We start from the raw sequence: 21,154 nt of genomic DNA, 5'->3' as shown, positions 1-21,154 counted from the left end.
TATGGGTCGCACGGGAAGCTTCCGTGCGACCCTCTTTCCATGAGAAACAAACATGAAGTATTCACTCATTGCCATCGCGCTTGCCGCGATGCTCGCGGGATGCTCGTCATCTGCGACGCGCGATAAGTTGCAGATTCAGGATCCCACGGTGTTGCAAACCGGGTTCAACGCAACGCAAAGTCAGGCGGCCGGAGCGGTGACGCCGGCATGGATCGCCACGTATGGCGGCGCTAAAAACGGCGCGATGTTGAAGGATGTGCAGACGCGGCTGAACGCGCTCGGCGATCGCAAGGCCAATTATTTTGGCGACAAGGCGCAGTGCTGGCTCGATGCTGCCCACGACGAACGTGCTGCGCACGACGGCTGGGGCTTTGTCGAAGAGGCGCTGAACCAGGCCAACCGTTTGACCACCGCACTGGAAACCGGCCAGGGTCTCACGGCCGACAATCCCGACCTGCGTACGGCATCGATTCTCCGCCCCGACCTGTGGAAGCAGATTCTGGCAGTCAAGTCGTCGCCGCTTTTCCCGCAATGCCAGGAAGCGCAACGGTTGACGGCGTGTTCCGAAGTCGAACTGGTTCACGCCGGGCACGAAGCCTGGACGCGCGATTTCGATGAAAGCCAGCGTATCGTCGCCGGTGTGGAGAAGGGCATGCCCGTCGTCGGCGCCGCGCTCAATGCGTGCACGCCGCCGGTGACAGCAGCTCCTTCGCCGATTCCGCAGAAGATGACCCTGCAGGCCGACGCGACCTTCAGATTCGATCGCGGCGACCTGGCAGGCATGCTGCCGCAGGGCAAGGCCAAGCTCGATCAGTTGGTGCATGACCTCAAACAGGCCGACGACGTAACCGGTATCCGCATCGAGGGCTATACGGACCGCCTCGGTAGCGATAGCTACAACCGTCAGTTGTCGACCAAGCGGGCCGAGACGGTCAGGCGTTATTTGCAGAGCGGTGGCGTGAAGGTGCCGATGTCTGCACAGGGCCGCGGCAAGGACGACCCGGTGGTGCAGTGTAACGACCGGAACCGTCAGGCGCTGATCGACTGCCTCGCGCCCAACCGTCGCGTCGAACTGGAGTTCACGCACGGCGGCACGCAAGCGCCGGCGCCTTCCCAGGTGCAGAGCATGCGCACGACGCCGAGGTCGAAGGAGGCTTCGTTTGTCGAGCAGGATGACTGAAGCGCAAGGATGACCGGACGACTTCTGTACGGTTATTCCACCCATCTGTAGGCGTTTTATAGCTTGTCGGGAGCGCGAATCTGGTTCGCGCTCCTTTACCTTCTGCGCGTCTATCGAAGTTCGACTCTGCCTTTGGGAAATTTCGCGCGGTCGCGCAGGAAGAATCCCCATATATTGCGGAAATATCCGTCCATCTTGGCGAAAAAATGTTTCCGTAATGTTGTTAATATTTTAATCAGTTTCTGTTGGGCTATTTCGATTCAGTTTTACGCCCATTGCTGAATATTTAAGTGGAGCGGTAAATGAAGAGAATCGTAATCATCGACGACCATCCAATAATTCGAGGTACCATCGGCAAGGTATTACGTGCCGATCCCGAGCTCGAATTAATTGGCGAGTGCGGCGATGGCGAAGACGGCCTCAAGATGGTTTTAACGGAGTGTCCCGATCTCGTTATTCTCGATCTCGATATACCTCGTCTAGACGGACTTTCAATGATCCGTCGCATCCGCGCGCACGACACCAAAATTTGCATTCTGGTGCTGTCCGCCAAGCCGGAACATGTCATGGCGGGGTACACCCGTCATGCCGGCGCGAACGGCTATGTCGGCAAGGGCCGTGAAATCAGCGAACTGATTACCGCGTTAAAGACGGTTCTTTTCGGCTACGACTGTTTTCCGGCCGAAGCCAGCAGTTCCAATGCGGAGAGTGGTTTGGCTCTGTTATCGGCTCGCGAAGTGGAAGTCTTGCAGTTTCTCGCGCGAGGGGTCAGCAACCGCGATATAGCAAGTCGCTTATATTTGAGCGACAAAACAGTGAGTACTTATAAAGGTCGTATTCAGGAAAAGCTTGGCCTGTCTTCTCTGGCGGCAATGATCGAATTCGCCTCGTTGCACCGTTTAATTGATTGAGTTTGCAGGCTATGAACAATACGAGCCTGGCAGGTTCTTTCAACCGGGCGAACCGAGGTTTGCCGCGCCGCTTCAATCATGCCGGTTCGGCTTCGATTCGATTCGCCACGGTGCTGGGCTGTTTGTTTGCATTCATTTTCCTCTGCGTGTTTTTTATTCGCGCGAATGTGGCGGTGTCGAGCGAGAGCGTTCAGTACGGTACGCAAGTGCATGAAGTACCTCCAATGGTCACGTCGGAAGCGCGGGATGCCTTCGCCTCGACTGGCGGCAGTGGCAGTGGCAGTGACTCCGCGGTCACCTCGACATCAGCCGCGCAAGACGTCGTGATCGAACGACAAACGTGGTTGCTGACACTCGCTGCGCCGGTGGCGGTCGCACTGGCGGGAGCATGTCTGTCGCGTGCCGCGCTGAGAAGCGTCGCTGAGAAGCACGAACGGTTAATCGGCGAATGGGAGACGCGGTGCAAAGCCGCCCAAGCCGCCCAAGCCGCCCAAGCCGTCCAAGCCGCCCAAGCCGCCCAAGCCGCTCAATCCATCGAGCAGGCGGCGAATCTCACAGCAGTGCAACAAGCCACACAGCAAGCAAGCGCATCGGCGCAACTGGACCGGCTTTGGCTCCTGGGTTTGATACGCACCCACGCCGAGGCACCCCTGACCGCCATCACCGGTCTGCTCGACGCGCTCGGCGCGACCATGCCATCAGCCGAAGCTCGTACGGAATTGCAGTGGGTCCAATCGGCAATGCGCACATGGACCCAGGCGTTAGCGGATCTGCTGGACGCTTCCTCACTGGAATCACGCGCTTTCGTGCTGGATGAAAGTGTCACGCACGTGCGCGAAGTAATCGGTGGCGTCATCGCACTGCTGACACCGTCCGCCGCGCAGCAGGGCATGCGTTTGAGCGTCAGCGTGGAGTCGGGCGTGGCCGAGGCGATTCTCGCCGACGGCACGCGGCTCGGTCAGGTGTTCTTTTATATGGTCAACCGGGCAATCCAGTCCGGTAGCCGAGGCGACATCGCGCTCGTTGTGCGCGCCGAACCGGCGACGCCGGGCAATCAGCGCATTTTCTTCAGCCTCGAGGAAACCGGGGCGGGTGCGCCTTCAGTTGCTCAGGCTTCGAGCAGACAGCCTGGTTCGCTATCCCCGTCGGCGCAATCCGCCTACGCCGATTTCTGTGTGCCGCTTTGCAAGTTGCTGGCTCAGCGGATGCGCGGCGAATTTTCGGTCAGCGGCATCCACGCAAGTTTCAATGCCGACTTCCCTGTCGAACAGCGGAAAGTCCAGACTTCGCGGGCTGCTCACGTCGAGCGGGCTTCCTCGGCTAATACCGATGAGTCGATCGAGCGTCGCTATCTCGACTCGCTGGCTGACGAAGGCGTCGATATCCCGACGTTTTTAGGAGATTGGCGCGATGCCATGAACGACGACATCGAGCGCCTCGGCGTCCTGCGGCATGAAGGTGCCGAAACGGGCATTCAGGCTTTACTGCATCGATTGAGCGGCGCAGTCGGCCTGATCGGCGCGCGCGATCTGATGGAAGCGCTGCGGCAGGCAAGTGTCGAGCGTCCACCTTTCGACGCAAGCGCGCTCGACACACTGACGGCGCGCACCACCAGGCTGGTTGCACAACTCGAAGCCGTCCCCGACTCACGACGGAGCACCCTATGACGACCCGACCGCTGGCTTTGATCGAAGGCCGTCTGGCGCTTCCCAAGGCACTTCCATTCAACGGCGTTCCGCCTCCCTTCGGCTCGTGGCGACGCGCGTCGCCGGCCGCGGCGTCGCGTCAACCGCATCCGCTGGCATCCACACCCGCTCAGCAAGCGATGCAGGACGCCGTGCAACGCAAGCCGGCCTCATCGATGCGGGGCAACCCGTTTCCCGCTGGGGTGAAGCACGTCTTTCTCTACAAGTTGCCGAAGCAGCCTGACTTCTCTCATCGCATCGACGCGCAGTTGGTCGAGGCCAGACGTTATCTCGAGATGGGCAAGTCGAGGTTCGCGTCGTCGCGGTCCGATCATGTGCTCGGTGCAGCGATATTCGTGAGTTGCAGCATCGCGCTCGCCTGGTTGCTTGCTACCTGTTCGACACATGAGTCGGGCAAGGTGACGCCGCCCGTGCCGAACGCATCTCATGTGACGCCAGGCACAGCCGAAAAACGCTTGCCGCCGACCGCCGCAACGGTGCCGGTGTCGCGAGGAGCGGTGAGCCCCGCAACGCCAACGCAGCCCGTCGACGTGGAGAAGAAGGCTGCGCCGCAAGCCGTTGCTACGCTGTCGTCGCCACGCGACGAGCGTGGCCTCCGGGCCGCCGCCAGCGACGCGACGCCTCAGTCAGCAAGCCAACTGGGAACGCCTATCACTCGCGAAGCCGCTCCACTCGAGCGCCGGGCAGTGTCTGAAATCAATCCGCCAGCAGCGCGCTCCAGCGCTTTGCGGCCCGCGCCGCGCCCCGAACTGCGCCCGGACCGGCGTCCCGACCCGCGCCCCGAACTGCGCCCAGACCGGCGTCCCGACCCGCGCGTCGCCCCGAGTCCCCCCGCCCGCACAACGGCGACGGCGACGGCGACGGCAACCGCTCGCCCATCCGTATCGAAGCAACCCGAATGGACTGCTCGTCCACCCGTTCGCGACGACACTGCCGCACGTTCGCCCGCGCGGTCCCCGGACTCCGCCGCGCTACTGAACTGGGCCGCGCAACTGCGGCAAGCCCAGATCACAACCCGGGCAAACGTCCCGATCGCAGGCGACACGGACTGGAGCACCCATATGACCCAGCGCAGGATCACCGAGAACCCCGGGGCATTCGAACCCACCGGCGGGCAACCATAATCGCGCCCGCAAACCAGGCGCCCATAAAAAAAGCCCGGCCGAAAGGCCGGGCTTCTAAAGTCGGCTGCACCCTCCACAGGATGCAGCCCCTGCAAAACGCTAATCGCGGATATCTAATCCGGCGATCCTCAAGCAGCCAGCAGCGAACGCAGAACGAACGGCAGAATGCCGCCGTGCTTGTAGTAATCCACTTCGATCGGCGTATCGATGCGCAGCAGAACCGGCACGCGCTTTTCCTTGCCGTCCTTGCCGTGAATCACCAGCGTCACTTCCTGTTGCGGCTTGAAGTCGTCGCCCAGGCCTTCGACGTCGTACGTTTCTTCGCCGGTAATACCGAGCGACTGCACGCTATCCGAGCCCTTGAACTGCAGCGGCAACACGCCCATGCCGACCAGGTTCGAACGGTGAATCCGCTCGAAGCTGCGTGCGACCACGGCCTTCACGCCCAGCAATTGCGTACCCTTGGCCGCCCAGTCACGCGACGAACCCGTGCCGTACTCTTCGCCCGCGAACACCACGGTCGGCGTGCCGGCGTCGATGTACTTCATCGCTGCGTCGTAGATCGATTCCTGTTCGCCGCTCGGCTGATGAATCGTCAGGCCGCCTTCCACGCGCGAACCGTCTGCCTTCGCCGGAATCATCAGGTTCTTGATCCGGACGTTGGCGAACGTGCCGCGCATCATCACGTCGTGGTTGCCGCGGCGCGAGCCGTAGCTGTTGAAGTCGGCCTTCTGCACGCCGTTTGCCTTCAGCCACTTGCCTGCCGGCGAATCTTCCTTGATCGAGCCAGCCGGGCTGATGTGGTCGGTCGTCACCGAGTCGCCGAAAATGCCCAGTGCGCGCGCGCCCGTGACCGGTGCGATGCTGTCGGCCGGCGTCATCGAGAAGTCCTTGCCGAAGAACGGCGGCTCGGCGATGTACGTCGACTTCGGCCAGTCGTAGACCTGACCTTCTTCGCCTTCGATCTTGCTCCACAGGTCACCCTTCTTGGTGAGCTGCGAGTAGTTCTTGCGGAACGCGTCCGCGTCCAGCGCGTACTTGAGCAGGCTGTCGACTTCTTCGCTGGTCGGCCAGATGTCGCCCAGGTAGATGTCCTTGCCGTTCTTGCCCTTGCCGACCGGTTCGGTCATCAGGTCGCGCGTGATGTTGCCGGCAATCGCGTACGCGACGACCAGCGGCGGCGAGGCCAGGAAGTTGGCGCGGATGTTCGGGTGAATCCGCGCTTCGAAGTTACGGTTGCCGGACAGCACGGCTGCCGCGACGATATCGTTCTTCGTGATGGCTTCGTTCAGTTCCGGCGTCAGGTCGCCCGCGTTGCCGATACAGGTCGTGCAACCGTAAGCGGCCAGCGTGAAACCGAGCTTGTCGAGGTACTTCAGCAGGTCAGTCTTCGTCAGGTATTCCGTGACGATGCGCGATCCCGGCGCAAGCGAGGTCTTGATGTGCGGCGCGACCGTCAAACCGGCTTCGACCGCCTTCTTCGCCAGCAAACCGGCGGCCAGCAGCACGCTCGGGTTCGACGTGTTCGTGCACGACGTGATGGCGGCAATCAGGATGTCGCCGTTCTTCACGTCGACGCCGTTGGTCGTCGTGTATTGCGCGTCCAGATCGTCGGCCTTCTTGGCGAAACCGTTTTCGGCAACCGGCTTCGAGAACAGGTCGCTGAAAGTCGACTTCACGTGACCGATTTCAATACGGTCTTGCGGGCGCTTCGGACCGGCCAGCGACGGCGTCACCGTGCCGAGGTCCAGCGTGACGACCTTCGTGTAGTCGATTTCGCCGGCGTTCGGAATACCGAACAGGTTTTGCGCCTTGAAGTAGTTTTCGAAGGCGGAGATTTCAGCGTCGGTGCGGCCCGTGCCCTTGAAGTAGTCGATGGTTTTTTCGTCGACCGGGAAGAAGCCCATCGTTGCGCCGTATTCCGGCGCCATGTTGCCGATCGTCGCGCGGTCCGGCAGCGACAGTGAACGCGTGCCTTCGCCAAAGAACTCGACGAACTTGCCGACCACTTTTTCCTTACGCAGCAGTTCCGTCACGGTGAGGACCAGGTCGGTCGCCGTCAGGCCTTCGCGCAGTTTGCCCTTCAGTTCGACACCGACCACGTCCGGCGTCAGGAAGTACACCGGCTGACCCAGCATGCCGGCTTCCGCTTCGATACCGCCCACGCCCCAGCCCACCACACCGATACCGTTGATCATCGTGGTGTGGCTGTCCGTGCCGACCAGCGAATCCGGGTAGTACACCGTGTCCGCGCCTTCGGCCTTCTTGTGCACGCCGCGTGCGAGGTATTCCAGGTTCACCTGGTGAACGATACCGACGCCCGGCGGCACGACCTTGAACGTGTCGAATGCCTGCATGCCCCATTTCATGAACTGGTAGCGCTCGTTATTGCGCTGGAATTCCAGTTTCATGTTCAGATCGAGCGCGTTCTTTTCGCGGAAGTGATCGATCGTCACCGAGTGATCGACAACCAGATCGACCGGGACCAGCGGTTCGATCGACTTCGGGTTCTTGCCGACGCGCTGGGCGACGCCGCGCATTGCCGCGATGTCGGCGAGCAGCGGCACACCGGTAAAGTCCTGCAGCACGACGCGCGACACGACGAACGGAATTTCGTCGACGCGGGCAGCCGTCGGATTCCAGTTCGCGAGTTGCGTGATGTGTTCTTCGGCGATCTTCTTGCCGTCGTAGTTACGCAGCACCGATTCCAGCACGATACGGATCGAAACCGGCAGACGGTCGATCTTGATGTTCAGTGCCTTGCCGAGTTGCGGCAGGGAGTAGAACTTGCCTTTGCCGGAACCGCTGTCGAATTCCTTGAGCGTTTTGTGGAGGTTGTGGGCCATGGTGTTTTCCTTGGTTTGATCGCGGAACTACAGTACTTGACTAGATGACGGTCAAATCGACGTATTCATTGACCGGCATGGCTTCGAGCCTTGCCTGATCGAGCGACACGTCGAGAATCGCCAGTTGCTGCCTGACCGGAAAGCGGCGTGCGAGGTTGGTCCTGAACTTCTCGACCAGCAACGGAATGCCGTCCTCGCGCCGACGCTTATGCCCGATCGGGTATTCGACTACGACTTCGTCGAACGTCGATCCGTCGTTGAATTCGATCGTCAGTGCATTGGCGATCGAACGCTTCTCGGGATCGTGGTAATCCTTGGTGAACTGCACGTCTTCGACACAGTGCATCTTGCCGCGCAGCACATCGATTCGCGCGTCCTGCGCGACCGAATCTTCATAATCCGCGGCGTTCAGGCGGCCGTGGATCAACGGCACGGCGATCATGTACTGGATGCAATGATCGCGGTCGGCCGGGTTGTTCAGCGGGCCTTTCTTGTCGATGATGCGCAACGCCGCTTCGTGCGTGCGGATCGTGATGGCCCTGATGTCTTCGACCCGTCTGCCGGCACCCTGCAGTCGGGCGTGCAGCGTCATGGCCGCTTCTACGGCAGTCTGCGCGTGGAACTCGGCCGGAAACGAAATCTTGAACAACACGTTTTCCATCACGTACGTGCCGTACGGACGCTGGAACCGGAACGCGTTGCCTTTGAACAGCACATCGTAAAACCCCCAAGTGGGCGCGCTCAGCACCGAGGGGTAACCCATCTCGCCGGTCTTCGCGATCAACGCGAGGCGCACGGCGCGGGAGGTTGCGTCGCCCGCGGCCCACGACTTGCGCGAGCCGGTGTTCGGCGCATGCCGATAGGTGCGCAGCGCCTGCCCATCGACCAGCGCCAGCGACACCGCGTTGATCAGTTCGTCGCGCGAGAGCCCGATCATCTGACCGACCACGGCCGTGGAGGCCAGCTTGACGAGCACGACATGGTCGAGCCCGACCTTGTTGAACGAATTCTCGAGCGCGATGCAGCCTTGAATTTCGTGCGCCTTGACCATCGCGGTCAACACGGCTTTCATCGTCAGCGGCGCTTTGCCTGCCGCGATGGCGCTACGCGACAGCCAGTCGGCGGTCGCCAGAATGCCGCCGAGATTATCCGACGGATGGCCCCATTCGGCGGCGAGCCAGGTGTCGTTGAAATCGAGCCAGCGGATCATGGCGCCAAGATTGAAGGCAGCCTGAACGGGATCCAGCTGGAACGACGTGCCAGGCACCTTCGCGCCGTTGGGGACGATCGTGCCCGGCACGATCGGTCCCAACAGCTTGGTGCAGGCCGGGTAGGTGAGCGCCTCGAACCCGCAGCCGAGCGTATCGATCAGGCAGTAACGCGCCGTTTCCAGCGCGAGCGTGCCGTCGTCGATCGGGAAATCCAGGACGTAGTCGACGATATCGACCAGGACGGAATCCGGGTCGGGTCGCACGTTGGAAATCGGAGCGGACATCGGGGAGCTTTCCTGATGTGACGGATTAGTTCGTCTTGTTGATCGCGTTCGATTGCGTCGGAGCCGGCGCGCCCTGAATCATGGCTGCCGTCTTGCACTCGTCGGCCAGACGCGAGCTGTCCTTGTCCGAGAACAACATTGCCTTGGTCGGGATCACAACCAGATCCATGCCCGACGCTGCGTCGTGGAAGCGGTCCGCGCCCGTGGTGGTCGCTTCGCGCGGCAGGTTGTAGTTCTTGTTTGCCCAGTGAACCGTGACGATCTGGTCACGCTTCATGTCGCCTTTCAGATCGAAAGCCAGGCCTTCGTTGCACGACCACTTTTCCGCGCCTTCCGGTACCGGATCGACCGCGGCTTCCTTGGCCGGGTTGACCTTGCGCTTGAGCAGACGCTTCGGCTGCGGCCGTTTTGCAACAGCCTTCGCAGCCGGCTTCTTGGTGGTCGCCGTTTGCGCGGAGGCGTCAGTCGCGACGGTCAGCATCGTCGTGGACAGGGCGCCAATCACGGCGGCGATCATCAGTTTTTTCATGGAGAAAACCTTTCTATCTAATTTCAGTTGAGCAGGTCGCGGGCTACCGGTCCTGGCAACCGCGAGGTTGAACTGCACGCGCTCTCAAAGCGCGCAGCGACCGCTATTTTCCCCTATTTAGCGGCGCGCACTTCAAATTCTCCGGGACGGTGTCGCAAGCGGGCGTTAAGCGCTTCGCTGCAACGCGCGTCGATATGGCTTTCGATCTCGTTTATGTGCCGGCCTTTACCTCGGCGAACAGCGGCTGTGCGTCTTGCGGAACGGTCCGGCCCGTCGCCTGCGCGCGGCTCAGGACCGACCAGTAATAGCGGTAGCTGGCGCGGTCGTGCAATGTGTCCCGATAACGTGTCGGGCCCCATTGCGCGGACTGCGCGGCAAGCAGAATTTCCGTGGCCGTGACGATCTCTTCGTCACGCGGTGCGAACGCGGCGACGATCGCCTCGATCTGCGCCGGATGGATGCTCCACATGCGGGTATAGCCAAATTCGTTGCGGGCGCGGGCGGCGTCGCCGGCGACCACGCTCATATCGCGCACTTCGGTACTGACGTTATGCGACGGCACTTTGCCGAATGCATGGCAGGCCGCCGAAATCTCGAGCTTCGCGCGCCGCACCAGCGGGTGATCGAACTGACCGGGCGAGCGCATCGCGGTATCGGGAATCGCGCCGTTGTGCGCGGAGACGAAATCCATCAGACCGAAGCTGAGTGCTTCCACGCCGGGCAGCGCGGCCAGATCGAACACGCGCGTGAGCGCGCCGTGTGTCTCGACCAGCAATTGCACCGGCACCGGTTGTGCGATACCCAGTTCGCGCCGCGTCGCCTCGATGAAGGCGACCATCTCGGCAGCGTCAGGCACATTGCGCACTTTCGGCAAGGTGATGTAGGCGGGTGCGCGCTTTGCGGCGCGCAGAATCAGGCGCACGTCGTCGCGCCAGTGCGGATGATCGAAATCGTGAATACGAACGCCGACGCGGCCGAAACGGTCGTGTTCGCTACCCAGCAGCGACGCGACGAGATCCGCGTGTTCGGCTTCGCGGCCGACCTGCGCGCCGTCTTCACAGTCGAGCGTGATGTCGAAAACCGGCCCGAGTTGCTGCTGCAACGCGAGCGATTTCAGCATCAGCTTCTCGCTGCCGGCGTAGTGATCGCAAACGGGCAGCACGGCGGGCGGCGCTTCGCCGTCAAACAGCACTTCGGCGGGGGTGAGGGCGCGCATCTTCGGCGTCAGGGGCGTTGGAGTTGGAGATGTTCGATGCGCGCGATGCGCACGAAAAAAACCGGAACCCGCCGCGTTGACGCGTTGGCGTTCCGGTTTGACTGCATCGGGCGCTTAGCCGAGCAGATGTTGAACGCCGTCGCGTTCTTCCAGCAGTTCGTTCAGCGTGCCGTCCATCTTTTCGCGCGAGAACGCGTCGATTTCCAGACCTTCGACGCGTTTGTACTCGCCGTTTTCGCACGTAACCGGCACACCGTAGATGATGTCTTCCGGAATGCCATACGAGCCGTCCGACGGAATACCCATCGTGACCCACTTGCCGTTCGTGCCGAGCACCCAGTCACGCACGTGGTCGATCGCTGCGTTGGCCGCCGACGCTGCCGACGACAGGCCGCGCGCTTCGATGATCGCAGCGCCGCGTTTGCCGACGGTCGGGATGAAGGTGTTGCGGTTCCATTCGTCGTCGTTGATCAGCTTGGTCAGGTCTTGACCGTCGGCCGTCGCGACGCGGAAGTCCGGGTACATGGTCGGCGAGTGGTTGCCCCACACAGCCAGTTTTTCGATCGACGCGACCGGCTTGCCCGACTTGGCCGCCAGTTGCGACAGCGCGCGGTTGTGATCCAGACGCAGCATGGCGGTGAAGTTCTTCTTGGGCAGATCCGGCGCCGACTTCATGGCGATGTAGGCGTTGGTATTAGCCGGGTTGCCGACCACCAGCACCTTGACGTCGCGGCTCGCGACTTCGTTCAGCGCCTTGCCCTGAACCGTGAAGATTTCGGCGTTGGCCGACAGCAGGTCTTTACGCTCCATGCCTTTCGAACGCGGGCGGGCGCCGACCAGCAGGGCGACGTCGGCGTCCTTGAACGCGACCTTCGGATCGTCGGTGATCACGACGCCCGACAGCAGCGGGAATGCGCAGTCATCCAGTTCCATCACGACGCCTTTGACGGCACCTTGCGCTTGCGGCAGGTCGAGCAGTTGCAGCACAACCGGCTGGTCCTTGCCGAGCAGGTCGCCGTTGGCGATGCGGAACAGCAGGGAGTAAGCGATTTGACCTGCGGCGCCGGTGACGGCAACGCGCTTTGCGGGCTTAGCCATTTAGAAATCTCCTGGACGATGCGTTAGACGCTAGGGAAAAACGCCATTCTATATGGGCGTTTAGCGAAGCGTTGTGAAACACGGCGGAACAGACCGTTCGCGAGCGGCCCTGAAAAGTGGCGGGGCCGTGTGGCGCGTGGCGGCAAGACCGTCATGCCGGAAACCTGGATTGCCGAGCGGTAAAACGGGAAGCGGGGCGGTTGACGCCGCCGGTGGTGCCGGAAAGCCGCTGCACGGTGCGGGCTCCTGCAAACAGCGCGTTTTCGGCAAGCGTCTGGCCAAACTGATGGCGGCGAGGCGAAATCTGGACTGCTGGGGAACGGCATGGTGCAGTGTCTCCGGCGGTCGTTCCGGCGCAATACGGCGACATGAAAAACGGTGGCCGAATAGCGTTGAAAACCCCGCAAACCCTTGCTCGCCAGGGAGTGTAGGATTCGACAGACACAAAGTCAACATTATCTTATGTCTTATATAAGACATATCTATCGACGGGAAAACCCTAGACGCAACCCGACGCTTTATGATGAAATGCGCGCATGAATTCGAACCCGGCGAACACGACTCACCCGAACGGCCAGGCTGCCGCGGGCGAAGGCGTACCCGCTGCCACCCCTGCCACGTCGCCCACTTTCAGCCCTTTGTATCAGCAGATCAAGGGCTTGATTACGCAGAGCCTCGAAAGCGGTGAATGGAAGCCGGGCGAGATCATCCCCAGTGAAGTCGAACTGGCGGCCAGATTCAAGGTCAGCCAGGGCACCGTGCGCAAAGCGATCGACGAACTCGCCGCCGATAACCTGCTGGTGCGCCGTCAGGGCAAGGGCACGTTTGTTGCGACGCACAACGAAGACCGCGCCCAGTTTCGCTTCCTCAGATTACTGGCCGATGACGGCGCGGAGCATCCGCACGTCAGTCGCCTGCTCGAGTGCCGGCGGCTGCGCGCCTCGGCGGACATTGCGCGGCAACTCGATCTGAAGCCCGCCGATCCGGTGGTGCTGATCAAACGCCTGCTGCAGTTCGACGGCGAAGTCACCGTGCTCGACGAAATCTGGCTGCCGGGCGCCGTGTTTCGCGGGCTCACGTTCGAGCGGTTGTCGGAATACAAGGGTCCCCTGTACGCGATGTTCGAGACGGATTTCGGCACGCGCATGATCCGTGCGACGGAGAAAATCCGCGCGGTCGCGGCCGAACCCGCTGTGGCCGATCTGCTGCATGTGCCGGCGGGTTTTCCGCTGCTCTCGGTCGAACGCGTGTCGTATACATACGGGGACCGGCCGGTCGAAGTCCGGCGAGGTTGGTATGTCACAACCGGGTATTACTATCAGAACGATCTCAGTTGAATCGGGCTGAATACAGGTGACGTGTCCCACACACGTGCCTGTTTGAAGGCGTCTTCATCGCGCAATCTGTAACGGACCTGTAGTGGTTTTCGCTGCAGCGCGATATAAAAAGGCGCTAAAATTGCGGATTAGTGTGACTACATAGTAGGGGTCTAGCATGGCTGAAGCCGTAAAAAAACCGAGGCCGGAATTCCGGAACATCGGTGTCGGGCAGATATTGACGGCATACCGTCTCCCTCTAGCGGGGCGAGTGTCGATCTTGCACCGCGCGAGCGGTGGTCTGCTTTTTGTTTTTCTTCCGTTCCTGCTGTACCTCTTCGATCAGAGCCTGACATCTGAACTTAGTTTCGACGTATTCAAAGGTTTTCTCTCCCACATCATCATCAAGCTCATCACGCTCGTTCTGGCGTGGGCTTTCCTGTTTCACTTCTGCGCCGGCATCCGCTATCTGGTCATGGACACGCACCGTGCCGTGAGCAAGGAAGGCGGCAAGCAAACCTCCATCGTCGTTCTCGTCGTGTCGTCGCTGCTCACTCTCGCATTCGCGGCCAAACTGTTCGGAGCATTCTAAAAAATGGCAGCTAATAACCGAATTGGCCCGAAGCGTCTCGTCGTCGGCGCGCATTACGGTCTGCGCGACTGGCTCGCGCAGCGCATTACCGCCTGTGTGATGGCGGTTTATACGGTCATCCTGCTCGCCTGGTTCTTCGGCGCGCACGATTTCTCGTACGACGGCTGGGCCTCGATTTTCGCTACGCAATGGATGAAGCTCGCAACGTTCGTCACGCTGCTGTCGGTGTTCTATCACGCGTGGGTGGGTATTCGCGACATCTGGATGGACTATGTGAAGCCCGCTGGCACGCGCCTGTTCCTGCAGGTGCTGACGATCCTCTGGCTGCTCGCGTGTGCGGGCTACGCTGCGCAGATTCTCTGGAGAGTGTAAAAGAATGGCTGCAATCAAGAATTCTCTGCCGCGTCGCAAATTCGACGTGGTCATCGTCGGCGCAGGCGGCTCGGGGATGCGCGCTTCGCTGCAACTCGCGCGCGCCGGTCTGTCGGTCTGTGTGCTGTCCAAAGTGTTCCCGACGCGTTCGCACACGGTCGCGGCGCAAGGCGGCATCGGCGCCTCGCTCGGCAACATGAGCGAAGACAACTGGCACTACCACTTCTACGACACGATCAAGGGCTCCGACTGGCTCGGCGACCAGGACGCTATCGAGTTCATGTGCCGCGAAGCACCGAACGCCGTCTACGAACTCGAACACATGGGCATGCCGTTCGACCGTAATGCCGACGGCACGATTTACCAGCGTCCGTTCGGCGGCCACACCGCCAACTACGGCGAGAAGCCGGTGCAACGCGCTTGCGCGGCCGCCGACCGTACCGGTCACGCGCTGCTGCACACGCTGTATCAGCAGAACGTCGCGGCCAAGACGCAGTTCTTCGTCGAATGGATGGCGCTGGATCTGATCCGCGACGCCGACGGCGACGTGCTCGGCGTCACGGCGCTCGAAATGGAAACGGGCGACGTCTACATTCTCGAAGGCAAGACCACGCTGTTCGCCACGGGCGGCGCAGGCCGTATTTTCGCGGCGTCCACCAACGCGTTCATCAACACCGGCGACGGTCTGGGCATGGCGGCGCGTTCGGGCATCGCGCTGCAAGACATGGAATTCTGGCAATTCCACCCGACTGGCGTGGCCGGCGCGGGCGTGCTGATTACCGAAGGCGTGCGCGGTGAAGGCGGGATTCTGCGTAACTCCGACGGCGAGCGTTTCATGGAACGTTACGCGCCGACGCTGAAAGATCTGGCGCCGCGCGACTTCGTTTCGCGTTCGATGGACCAGGAAATCAAGGAAGGCCGCGGCGTGGGTCCGAACAAGGATCACGTGCTGCTCGACCTGTCGCACATCGGCGCCGAGACGATCATGAAGCGTCTGCCGTCCATCCGCGAAATCGCGATGAAGTTCGCGAACGTCGACTGTATTAAAGAGCCGATCCCGGTCGTCCCGACCATTCATTATCAAATGGGCGGTATCCCGACGAACATCAACGGTCAGGTGGTGGGTACGTCGCGCGGTCACGAAGAAGCGGTCAACGGTTTCTACGCCGTGGGCGAATGCTCGTGCGTATCGGTGCACGGTGCAAACCGTCTCGGCACGAACTCGCTGCTCGACCTCGTGGTGTTCGGCCGTGCGGCCGGCAACCATATCGTCAAGCACGTGCGGGAAATCAAGGAGCACAAGCCGCTGCCGGCCGACGCCGCCGATTTCGCGCTGTCGCGTCTGGACAAGCTGGAAAAATCGTCGTCGGGCGAGTACACGCAAAGCGTCGCGAACGACATCCGCGCCACGATGCAAGCGCATGCCGGCGTGTTCCGCACGTCGAAGCTGCTGGCCGAAGGCGTCGAGCGGATTCGCGAAGTGGCGGAACGGGTCGACAACATCCATCTGAAAGACAAGTCGAAGGTGTTCAACACGGCACGCGTCGAAGCGCTGGAAGTGGCGAACCTGATCGAAGTGGCTCGCGCCACGATGGTCTCCGCCGAAGCGCGTAAGGAAAGCCGCGGCGCGCATGCGCAAGACGACTTCGAACATCGCGACGACGAAAACTGGATGCGTCATACGCTGTGGTTCAGCGAAGGCGACCGCCTCGACTACAAGCCGGTGCACATGCAACCGCTGACCGTCGAATCGGTGCCGCCGAAAGCGCGGACCTTCTAAGGCACACGTCAAAGGAATTCAGAAATGGCTAAGCGTACATTTGAAATCTACCGCTACGATCCGGACAAGGACGCAGCGCCGCGCATGCAATCGTATGAGATCGAAATCGACTCGCACGAACGCATGCTGCTCGACGCACTGCTGAAGCTGAAAGCGGTCGACGAAACCCTGTCGTTCCGCCGTTCGTGCCGCGAAGGCGTGTGCGGTTCGGACGCGATGAACATCAACGGCAAGAACGGTCTGGCCTGCCTGCAGAACATGAACGATCTGCCGCAGAAAATCGTGCTGCGCCCGTTGCCGGGCCTGCCGGTCATTCGCGACCTGATCGTCGACATGACGAACTTCTTCAACCAGTATCATTCGATCAAGCCGTACCTGATCAACGATACGCCGCCGCCGGAAAAAGAACGTCTGCAAACGCCGGAAGAACGCGACGAACTCGACGGCCTGTACGAATGTATCCTGTGCGCCAGCTGCTCGACGTCGTGCCCGAGCTTCTGGTGGAATCCGGACAAGTTCGTCGGCCCGGCCGGCCTGTTGCAAGCCTATCGTTTCATCGCGGACAGCCGTGACGAAGCGACGGGCGAACGCCTCGACAACCTGGAAGATCCGTACCGTCTGTTCCGTTGCCATACGATCATGAATTGCGTCGACGTCTGCCCGAAGGGCCTGAACCCGACCAAGGCGATCGGCAAGATCAAGGAACTGATGGTTCGCCGCGCTGTTTGAGATGGACGAGTCACATCAGTCCGACCCTCTTCGCCGCGCGCGCCTTCGCTGGCGCGCGCGGCGCGGCTTGCTGGAAAACGATCTGATCTTTGAACGTTTTTTCGGCCGATATGAGCATGACCTCAGCGACGCCGACGTAGGCGCTCTCACCCGCCTGCTCGAGCTGAGCGATAACGACCTGATGGACTTGCTGCTCGCGCGCAAGGAACCGGAAGGCGACCTTGCCGACCCGGACGTTATCCGGGTGCTGGAGCTGCTGCGCAAGGACTGAGCGCTGCTTGTCCGTTGTTCCCGGCGTGCAATTATCGAAACCCTGTTTCCATACTTCGATTGAGGATGTGCTATGACCCCGTCAGATGTTAAAGCCACGCTATCGTTCAGCGACAATTCGCCGAGCGTTGAAATGCCGATTTACAAGGGCACTCTCGGCCCGGACGTGATCGACATTCGCAAACTGTACGGCCAGACCGGCAAGTTCACGTACGACCCGGGCTTCATGTCGACGGCGGCTTGCAATTCGGCGATCACCTACATCGACGGCGACAAGGGCGAGCTGCTGTATCGCGGCTTCCCGATCGACAACCTCGCTGAAAACGCCGACTTCCTCGAAACCTGCTTCCTGCTGCTGAAGGGCGAATTGCCCACCGCCGAGCAGAAAGAAGAGTTCGTGAACACCGTCACGAAGCACACGATGGTGCATGAGCAGATGCACTTCTTCTTCCGCGGTTTCCGTCGCGACGCTCACCCGATGGCGATTCTGGTGGCGGCGGTCGGTGCGCTGTCGGCGTTCTATCACGACTCGCTCGACATCAACAATCCGCGTCACCGTGACGTGTCGGCCATTCGCATGATCGCGAAGCTGCCGACGCTGGTGGCCATGGCGTACAAGTACAGCATCGGTCAGCCGTTCGCGTACCCGAAGAACGAACTCTCGTACAGCGCGAACTTCATGCACATGATGTTCTCGAACCCGTGCGAAGAGTACAAGGTCAACGACGTGCTGGTTCGCGCGCTCGACCGTATCCTGATTCTGCATGCCGATCACGAACAGAACGCGTCGACCTCGACGGTGCGTCTGGCCGGTTCGTCGGGTGCCAACCCGTTCGCGTGTATCGCTGCCGGTATCGCGTGTCTGTGGGGCCCGGCGCACGGTGGCGCGAACGAAGCCGCGCTGAACATGCTGGAAGAAATCGGCTCGGTCGACAACATCCCCGAGTTCATCAAGCAGGTGAAGGACAAGAACTCCGGCGTGAAGCTGATGGGCTTCGGTCACCGCGTGTACAAGAACTACGATCCGCGTGCAAAGCTGATGCGCGAAACCTGCCACGAAGTGCTGGAAGAACTGGGTCTGCACGACGACCCGCTGTTCAAGCTGGCCATGGCGCTCGAAAAAATCGCGCTGGAAGACGAATACTTCGTGTCGCGCAAGCTCTACCCGAACGTCGACTTCTACTCGGGCATCGTGCAACGCGCACTGGGCATCCCGACGTCGATGTTCACCTGTATCTTCGCGATGGCGCGTACGGTGGGCTGGATCGCGCAATGGAACGAAATGATCGCCGATCCGGAACAGAAGATTGGCCGTCCGCGTCAGCTGTTCATCGGCGACACGCAACGTGAAGCGAAGCCGCTCGATCAACGCTAAGCCGAACGCGTTTTCGGTGTAGATCCACGTCGCTGAAAACGCAGGAAAAACGCCCCGACGGGTCAAACCGTCGGGGCGTTTTCTATTGCGCTGCGGCATCGCGCGACCCGTCGGCAGCGTGCCGGGTAACGTCGATACAGGTATCGCTACTACCACCCAACTCCCTGTTTTTTATCGGTTTTCTCCCTGGTATAGGGGTTAAACGCGCGGCGCGCGTGGCATAATCGCCCGACACGGTCAGCCCCGCAGTCAATACTATTTCCCCGATACCATGGCACAGACTCTCTACGACAAATTGTGGAACACACACGTGATCCACACGGAAGAAGACGGCACGACGATTCTCTATATCGACCGTCACCTGCTGCACGAAGTCACCAGCCCTCAGGCGTTCGAAGGCCTGAAGATCGCTGAACGGCCGGTGTGGCGCATCAGCGCGAATCTGGCGGTGTCGGACCATAACGTCCCCACGACCGATCGCAGTCACGGCATTGCCGATCCGGTCTCGAAGCTGCAAGTCGATACGCTCGATACGAACTGCGACGCTTATGGCATCACGCAGTTCAAGATGAACGACCTGCGTCAGGGCATCGTGCACATCATCGGGCCGGAGCAGGGCGCGACGCTGCCCGGCATGACGATCGTCTGCGGTGATTCGCATACGTCCACGCACGGCGCGTTTGGCGCGCTGGCGCACGGTATCGGCACCTCGGAAGTCGAGCACGTGCTGGCCACGCAAACGCTCCTGCAGAAGAAGAGCAAGAACATGCTGGTGAAGGTCGAAGGTCCGCTGCCGCGTGGCTGTACGGCGAAAGACATCGTGCTCGCCATCATCGGCAAGATCGGTACGGCCGGCGGTACGGGTTACGCGATCGAATTCGGCGGCTCGACCATTCGCGCGCTCTCCATGGAAGGCCGCATGACGGTCTGCAACATGGCGATCGAAGGCGGCGCGCGCGCCGGCATGGTCGCGGTGGACGACACCACCATCGATTACCTGAAAGGCCGCCCGTATTCGCCGCAAGGCGTCGAATGGGATCACGCGGTCGAGTACTGGAAGCAGTTCAGGAGCGACGACGGCGCGCACTTCGACCGCGTGGTCGAGATCAATGCCGCGGAAATCGTGCCGCAAGTCACGTGGGGCACGTCGCCGGAAATGGTCATCGCCGTCGACGGCCGCGTGCCCGATCCCGAGCGCGAAAAGGATCCGGTCAAGCGCGACGCAATGGAACGCGCGTTGAAGTACATGGCGCTCGAACCGAACGCGCCGATCGAATCGATCAAGCCGGACAAGATTTTCATCGGCTCGTGCACGAATGCGCGTATCGAAGACATCCGCGCAGCCGCGTACGTCGTCAAGAAACTGGGCCGCCGGGTCGCACCGAACATCCGTCTCGCGATGGTGGTGCCGGGCTCGGGTCTCGTGAAGGCGCAAGCCGAGCGCGAGGGCCTGGATAAAGTGTTCATCGACGCGGGCTTCGAATGGCGTGAGCCGGGTTGCTCGATGTGTCTGGCCATGAACGCCGACCGGCTCGATCCGGGCGAGCGTTGCGCGTCCACGTCGAATCGCAATTTCGAGGGTCGTCAGGGCGCCGGTGGCCGCACTCACCTGGTCAGTCCGGCCATGGCGGCAGCCGCTGCCATCGAAGGGCATTTCGTCGACATTCGCAAGCTGGGTTGAGCGCAACATGCTTCAGACGAATCGCAGCACTCTATTGCGCCGCTTCGCACTCGGTTCGCTGGCTGGGCTTCTGCTCGGTCTGACCGGCTGCAACACGGTGCACGGATTCGGCGAGGACATGTCGCACCTCGGCAATTCGATCAGCAACCACGCTGACAAATAAGCGTTTTTTGATTTTTGCCGGCGATGCGGCAAACGGCTTTCAGGCCGACCGCGCATCGCCCGGACCTTAGACAGGCGGAAAGCGTCATGGATAAATTTACCGTACACACCGGCGTCGTGGCGCCGCTCGATCGCGAGAACGTCGACACGGACGCGATTATTCCGAAGCAATTCCTGAAGTCGATCAAGCGCACGGGCTTCGGTCCGAATGCGTTCGACGAGTGGCGTTATCTCGACCACGGCGAGCCCGGTCAGGACAACTCGAAGCGTCCGCTGAACCCGGACTTCGTGCTGAACCAGCCGCGTTATCAAGGCGCCACCGTGCTGCTGGCGCGCAAGAATTTCGGCTGCGGCAGTTCGCGCGAACACGCGCCCTGGGCGTTGCAGCAATACGGCTTCCGCGCGGTCATCGCACCGAGTTTCGCCGATATCTTCTACAACAACTGTTTCAAGAACGGGCTGCTGCCTATTCCGCTGACCGAACAGCAGGTCGATCATCTGTTCAACGAGACGTACGCGTTCAACGGCTTCAAGCTGACCATCGACCTGGAAGCGCAAGTCGTGCGCACGTCGGACGGCGGCACGGAGTATCCGTTCGACGTCGCGGGTTTCCGCAAGTATTGTCTGCTGAACGGTTTCGACGATATCGGCCTTACGCTGCGTCACGCCGACAAGATTCGCCAGTTCGAAGCGGAGCGTATTACGAAGCAGCCGTGGCTCGCGCATCGCATCGTCGGGTAAGGACGCTGGACGCGCGTTTCGCGCGTCTTTG

The 21,154-nt window shown here is 61.2% G+C and carries 19 protein-coding genes; 14 read left to right on the top strand and 5 right to left on the bottom strand.

Annotated elements, in window-relative coordinates; all coding sequences use genetic code 11:
* Nucleotides 1-52: 52 nt before the first annotated feature.
* The 4 genes from FQ746_RS27145 (at nt 53) to FQ746_RS27125 (ending at nt 4,921) form a co-directional block, all read left to right on the top strand.
* Nucleotides 53-1,180 carry an OmpA family protein gene (locus FQ746_RS27145; protein WP_144112879.1) on the top strand — a complete coding sequence of 376 codons (1,128 nt, stop codon included), beginning with the start codon at nt 53-55 and terminating at the stop codon, nt 1,178-1,180.
* Between the two features lie 302 nt (nt 1,181-1,482).
* Nucleotides 1,483-2,091 carry a response regulator transcription factor gene (locus FQ746_RS27140; protein WP_144112878.1) on the top strand — a complete coding sequence of 203 codons (609 nt, stop codon included), beginning with the start codon at nt 1,483-1,485 and terminating at the stop codon, nt 2,089-2,091.
* Between the two features lie 122 nt (nt 2,092-2,213).
* Entirely contained in the window at nt 2,214-3,758 is a 1,545-nt protein-coding gene (locus FQ746_RS35340; RefSeq protein ID WP_260854174.1) for a sensor histidine kinase, read from the top strand.
* The gene (locus tag FQ746_RS27125) at nt 3,755-4,921 is read left to right on the top strand and encodes a hypothetical protein (RefSeq protein WP_144112877.1); all 1,167 of its coding nucleotides are present in this window, start codon (nt 3,755-3,757) and stop codon (nt 4,919-4,921) included. Before FQ746_RS35340 ends, FQ746_RS27125 begins: the two co-directional genes overlap by 4 nt.
* A gap of 128 nt (nt 4,922-5,049) precedes the next feature.
* On the opposite strand, the gene acnA is transcribed toward FQ746_RS27125, so the two are convergent.
* From acnA to FQ746_RS27100, 5 genes are all read right to left on the bottom strand, one after another.
* Nucleotides 5,050-7,767, bottom strand: coding sequence for an aconitate hydratase AcnA (acnA, locus tag FQ746_RS27120; RefSeq protein ID WP_144112876.1), 2,718 nt, complete (start codon nt 7,765-7,767; stop codon nt 5,050-5,052).
* 40 nt (nt 7,768-7,807) lie between these two features.
* Nucleotides 7,808-9,262 (bottom strand): bifunctional 2-methylcitrate dehydratase/aconitate hydratase, encoded by a 1,455-nt coding sequence (locus FQ746_RS27115; RefSeq protein ID WP_144112875.1) that lies wholly within the window; start codon nt 9,260-9,262, stop codon nt 7,808-7,810.
* A 25-nt stretch (nt 9,263-9,287) separates the two neighbouring features.
* The gene (locus FQ746_RS27110; protein WP_144112874.1) at nt 9,288-9,791 is read right to left on the bottom strand and encodes a hypothetical protein; all 504 of its coding nucleotides are present in this window, start codon (nt 9,789-9,791) and stop codon (nt 9,288-9,290) included.
* A 211-nt stretch (nt 9,792-10,002) separates the two neighbouring features.
* The gene (locus FQ746_RS27105; RefSeq protein ID WP_144112873.1) at nt 10,003-11,007 is read right to left on the bottom strand and encodes an HpcH/HpaI aldolase/citrate lyase family protein; all 1,005 of its coding nucleotides are present in this window, start codon (nt 11,005-11,007) and stop codon (nt 10,003-10,005) included.
* A gap of 114 nt (nt 11,008-11,121) precedes the next feature.
* Nucleotides 11,122-12,105, bottom strand: a complete 984-nt coding sequence (locus FQ746_RS27100) for a malate dehydrogenase (protein ID WP_144112872.1) — start codon at nt 12,103-12,105, stop codon at nt 11,122-11,124.
* A 536-nt stretch (nt 12,106-12,641) separates the two neighbouring features.
* On the opposite strand from FQ746_RS27100, the gene FQ746_RS27095 reads away from it, so the two are divergent.
* The 10 genes from FQ746_RS27095 to leuD all read left to right on the top strand — a co-directional run bounded on the left by FQ746_RS27095 (nt 12,642) and on the right by leuD (nt 21,123).
* Entirely contained in the window at nt 12,642-13,442 is an 801-nt protein-coding gene (locus tag FQ746_RS27095) for a GntR family transcriptional regulator (protein WP_144112871.1), read from the top strand.
* A 157-nt stretch (nt 13,443-13,599) separates the two neighbouring features.
* A complete protein-coding gene (gene sdhC / locus FQ746_RS27090) occupies nt 13,600-14,013 on the top strand; it encodes a succinate dehydrogenase, cytochrome b556 subunit (RefSeq protein ID WP_144112870.1) in 414 nt (137 codons plus the stop codon).
* Between the two features lie 3 nt (nt 14,014-14,016).
* Nucleotides 14,017-14,385, top strand: a complete 369-nt coding sequence (gene sdhD, locus FQ746_RS27085) for a succinate dehydrogenase, hydrophobic membrane anchor protein (protein ID WP_144112869.1) — start codon at nt 14,017-14,019, stop codon at nt 14,383-14,385.
* Nucleotides 14,386-14,389: 4 nt separating this feature from the next.
* Nucleotides 14,390-16,165: a succinate dehydrogenase flavoprotein subunit gene (gene sdhA, locus FQ746_RS27080; RefSeq protein WP_144112868.1), complete on the top strand. Its 1,776-nt coding sequence runs from the start codon at nt 14,390-14,392 to the stop codon at nt 16,163-16,165.
* A 24-nt stretch (nt 16,166-16,189) separates the two neighbouring features.
* Complete coding sequence (locus tag FQ746_RS27075; RefSeq protein WP_144112867.1) at nt 16,190-16,894, top strand: succinate dehydrogenase iron-sulfur subunit; 705 nt, start codon at nt 16,190-16,192, stop codon at nt 16,892-16,894.
* Nucleotide 16,895: 1 nt separating this feature from the next.
* Entirely contained in the window at nt 16,896-17,165 is a 270-nt protein-coding gene (locus FQ746_RS27070; protein WP_144112866.1) for a succinate dehydrogenase assembly factor 2, read from the top strand.
* A 72-nt stretch (nt 17,166-17,237) separates the two neighbouring features.
* Nucleotides 17,238-18,539, top strand: a complete 1,302-nt coding sequence (gltA, locus tag FQ746_RS27065; protein WP_144112865.1) for a citrate synthase — start codon at nt 17,238-17,240, stop codon at nt 18,537-18,539.
* 271 nt (nt 18,540-18,810) lie between these two features.
* Entirely contained in the window at nt 18,811-20,220 is a 1,410-nt protein-coding gene (gene leuC / locus FQ746_RS27060) for a 3-isopropylmalate dehydratase large subunit (RefSeq protein ID WP_144112864.1), read from the top strand.
* Between the two features lie 7 nt (nt 20,221-20,227).
* Complete coding sequence (locus FQ746_RS27055) at nt 20,228-20,383, top strand: entericidin A/B family lipoprotein (RefSeq protein ID WP_144112863.1); 156 nt, start codon at nt 20,228-20,230, stop codon at nt 20,381-20,383.
* Nucleotides 20,384-20,469: 86 nt separating this feature from the next.
* Nucleotides 20,470-21,123: a 3-isopropylmalate dehydratase small subunit gene (leuD, locus tag FQ746_RS27050; RefSeq protein WP_144112862.1), complete on the top strand. Its 654-nt coding sequence runs from the start codon at nt 20,470-20,472 to the stop codon at nt 21,121-21,123.
* Nucleotides 21,124-21,154: the final 31 nt, after the last annotated feature.

The organism is Paraburkholderia sp. BCC1886 (assembly GCF_900996245.1).
GTDB lineage: Bacteria > Pseudomonadota > Gammaproteobacteria > Burkholderiales > Burkholderiaceae > Paraburkholderia.
This window is presented reverse-complemented; position numbering and strand designations above follow the sequence as displayed.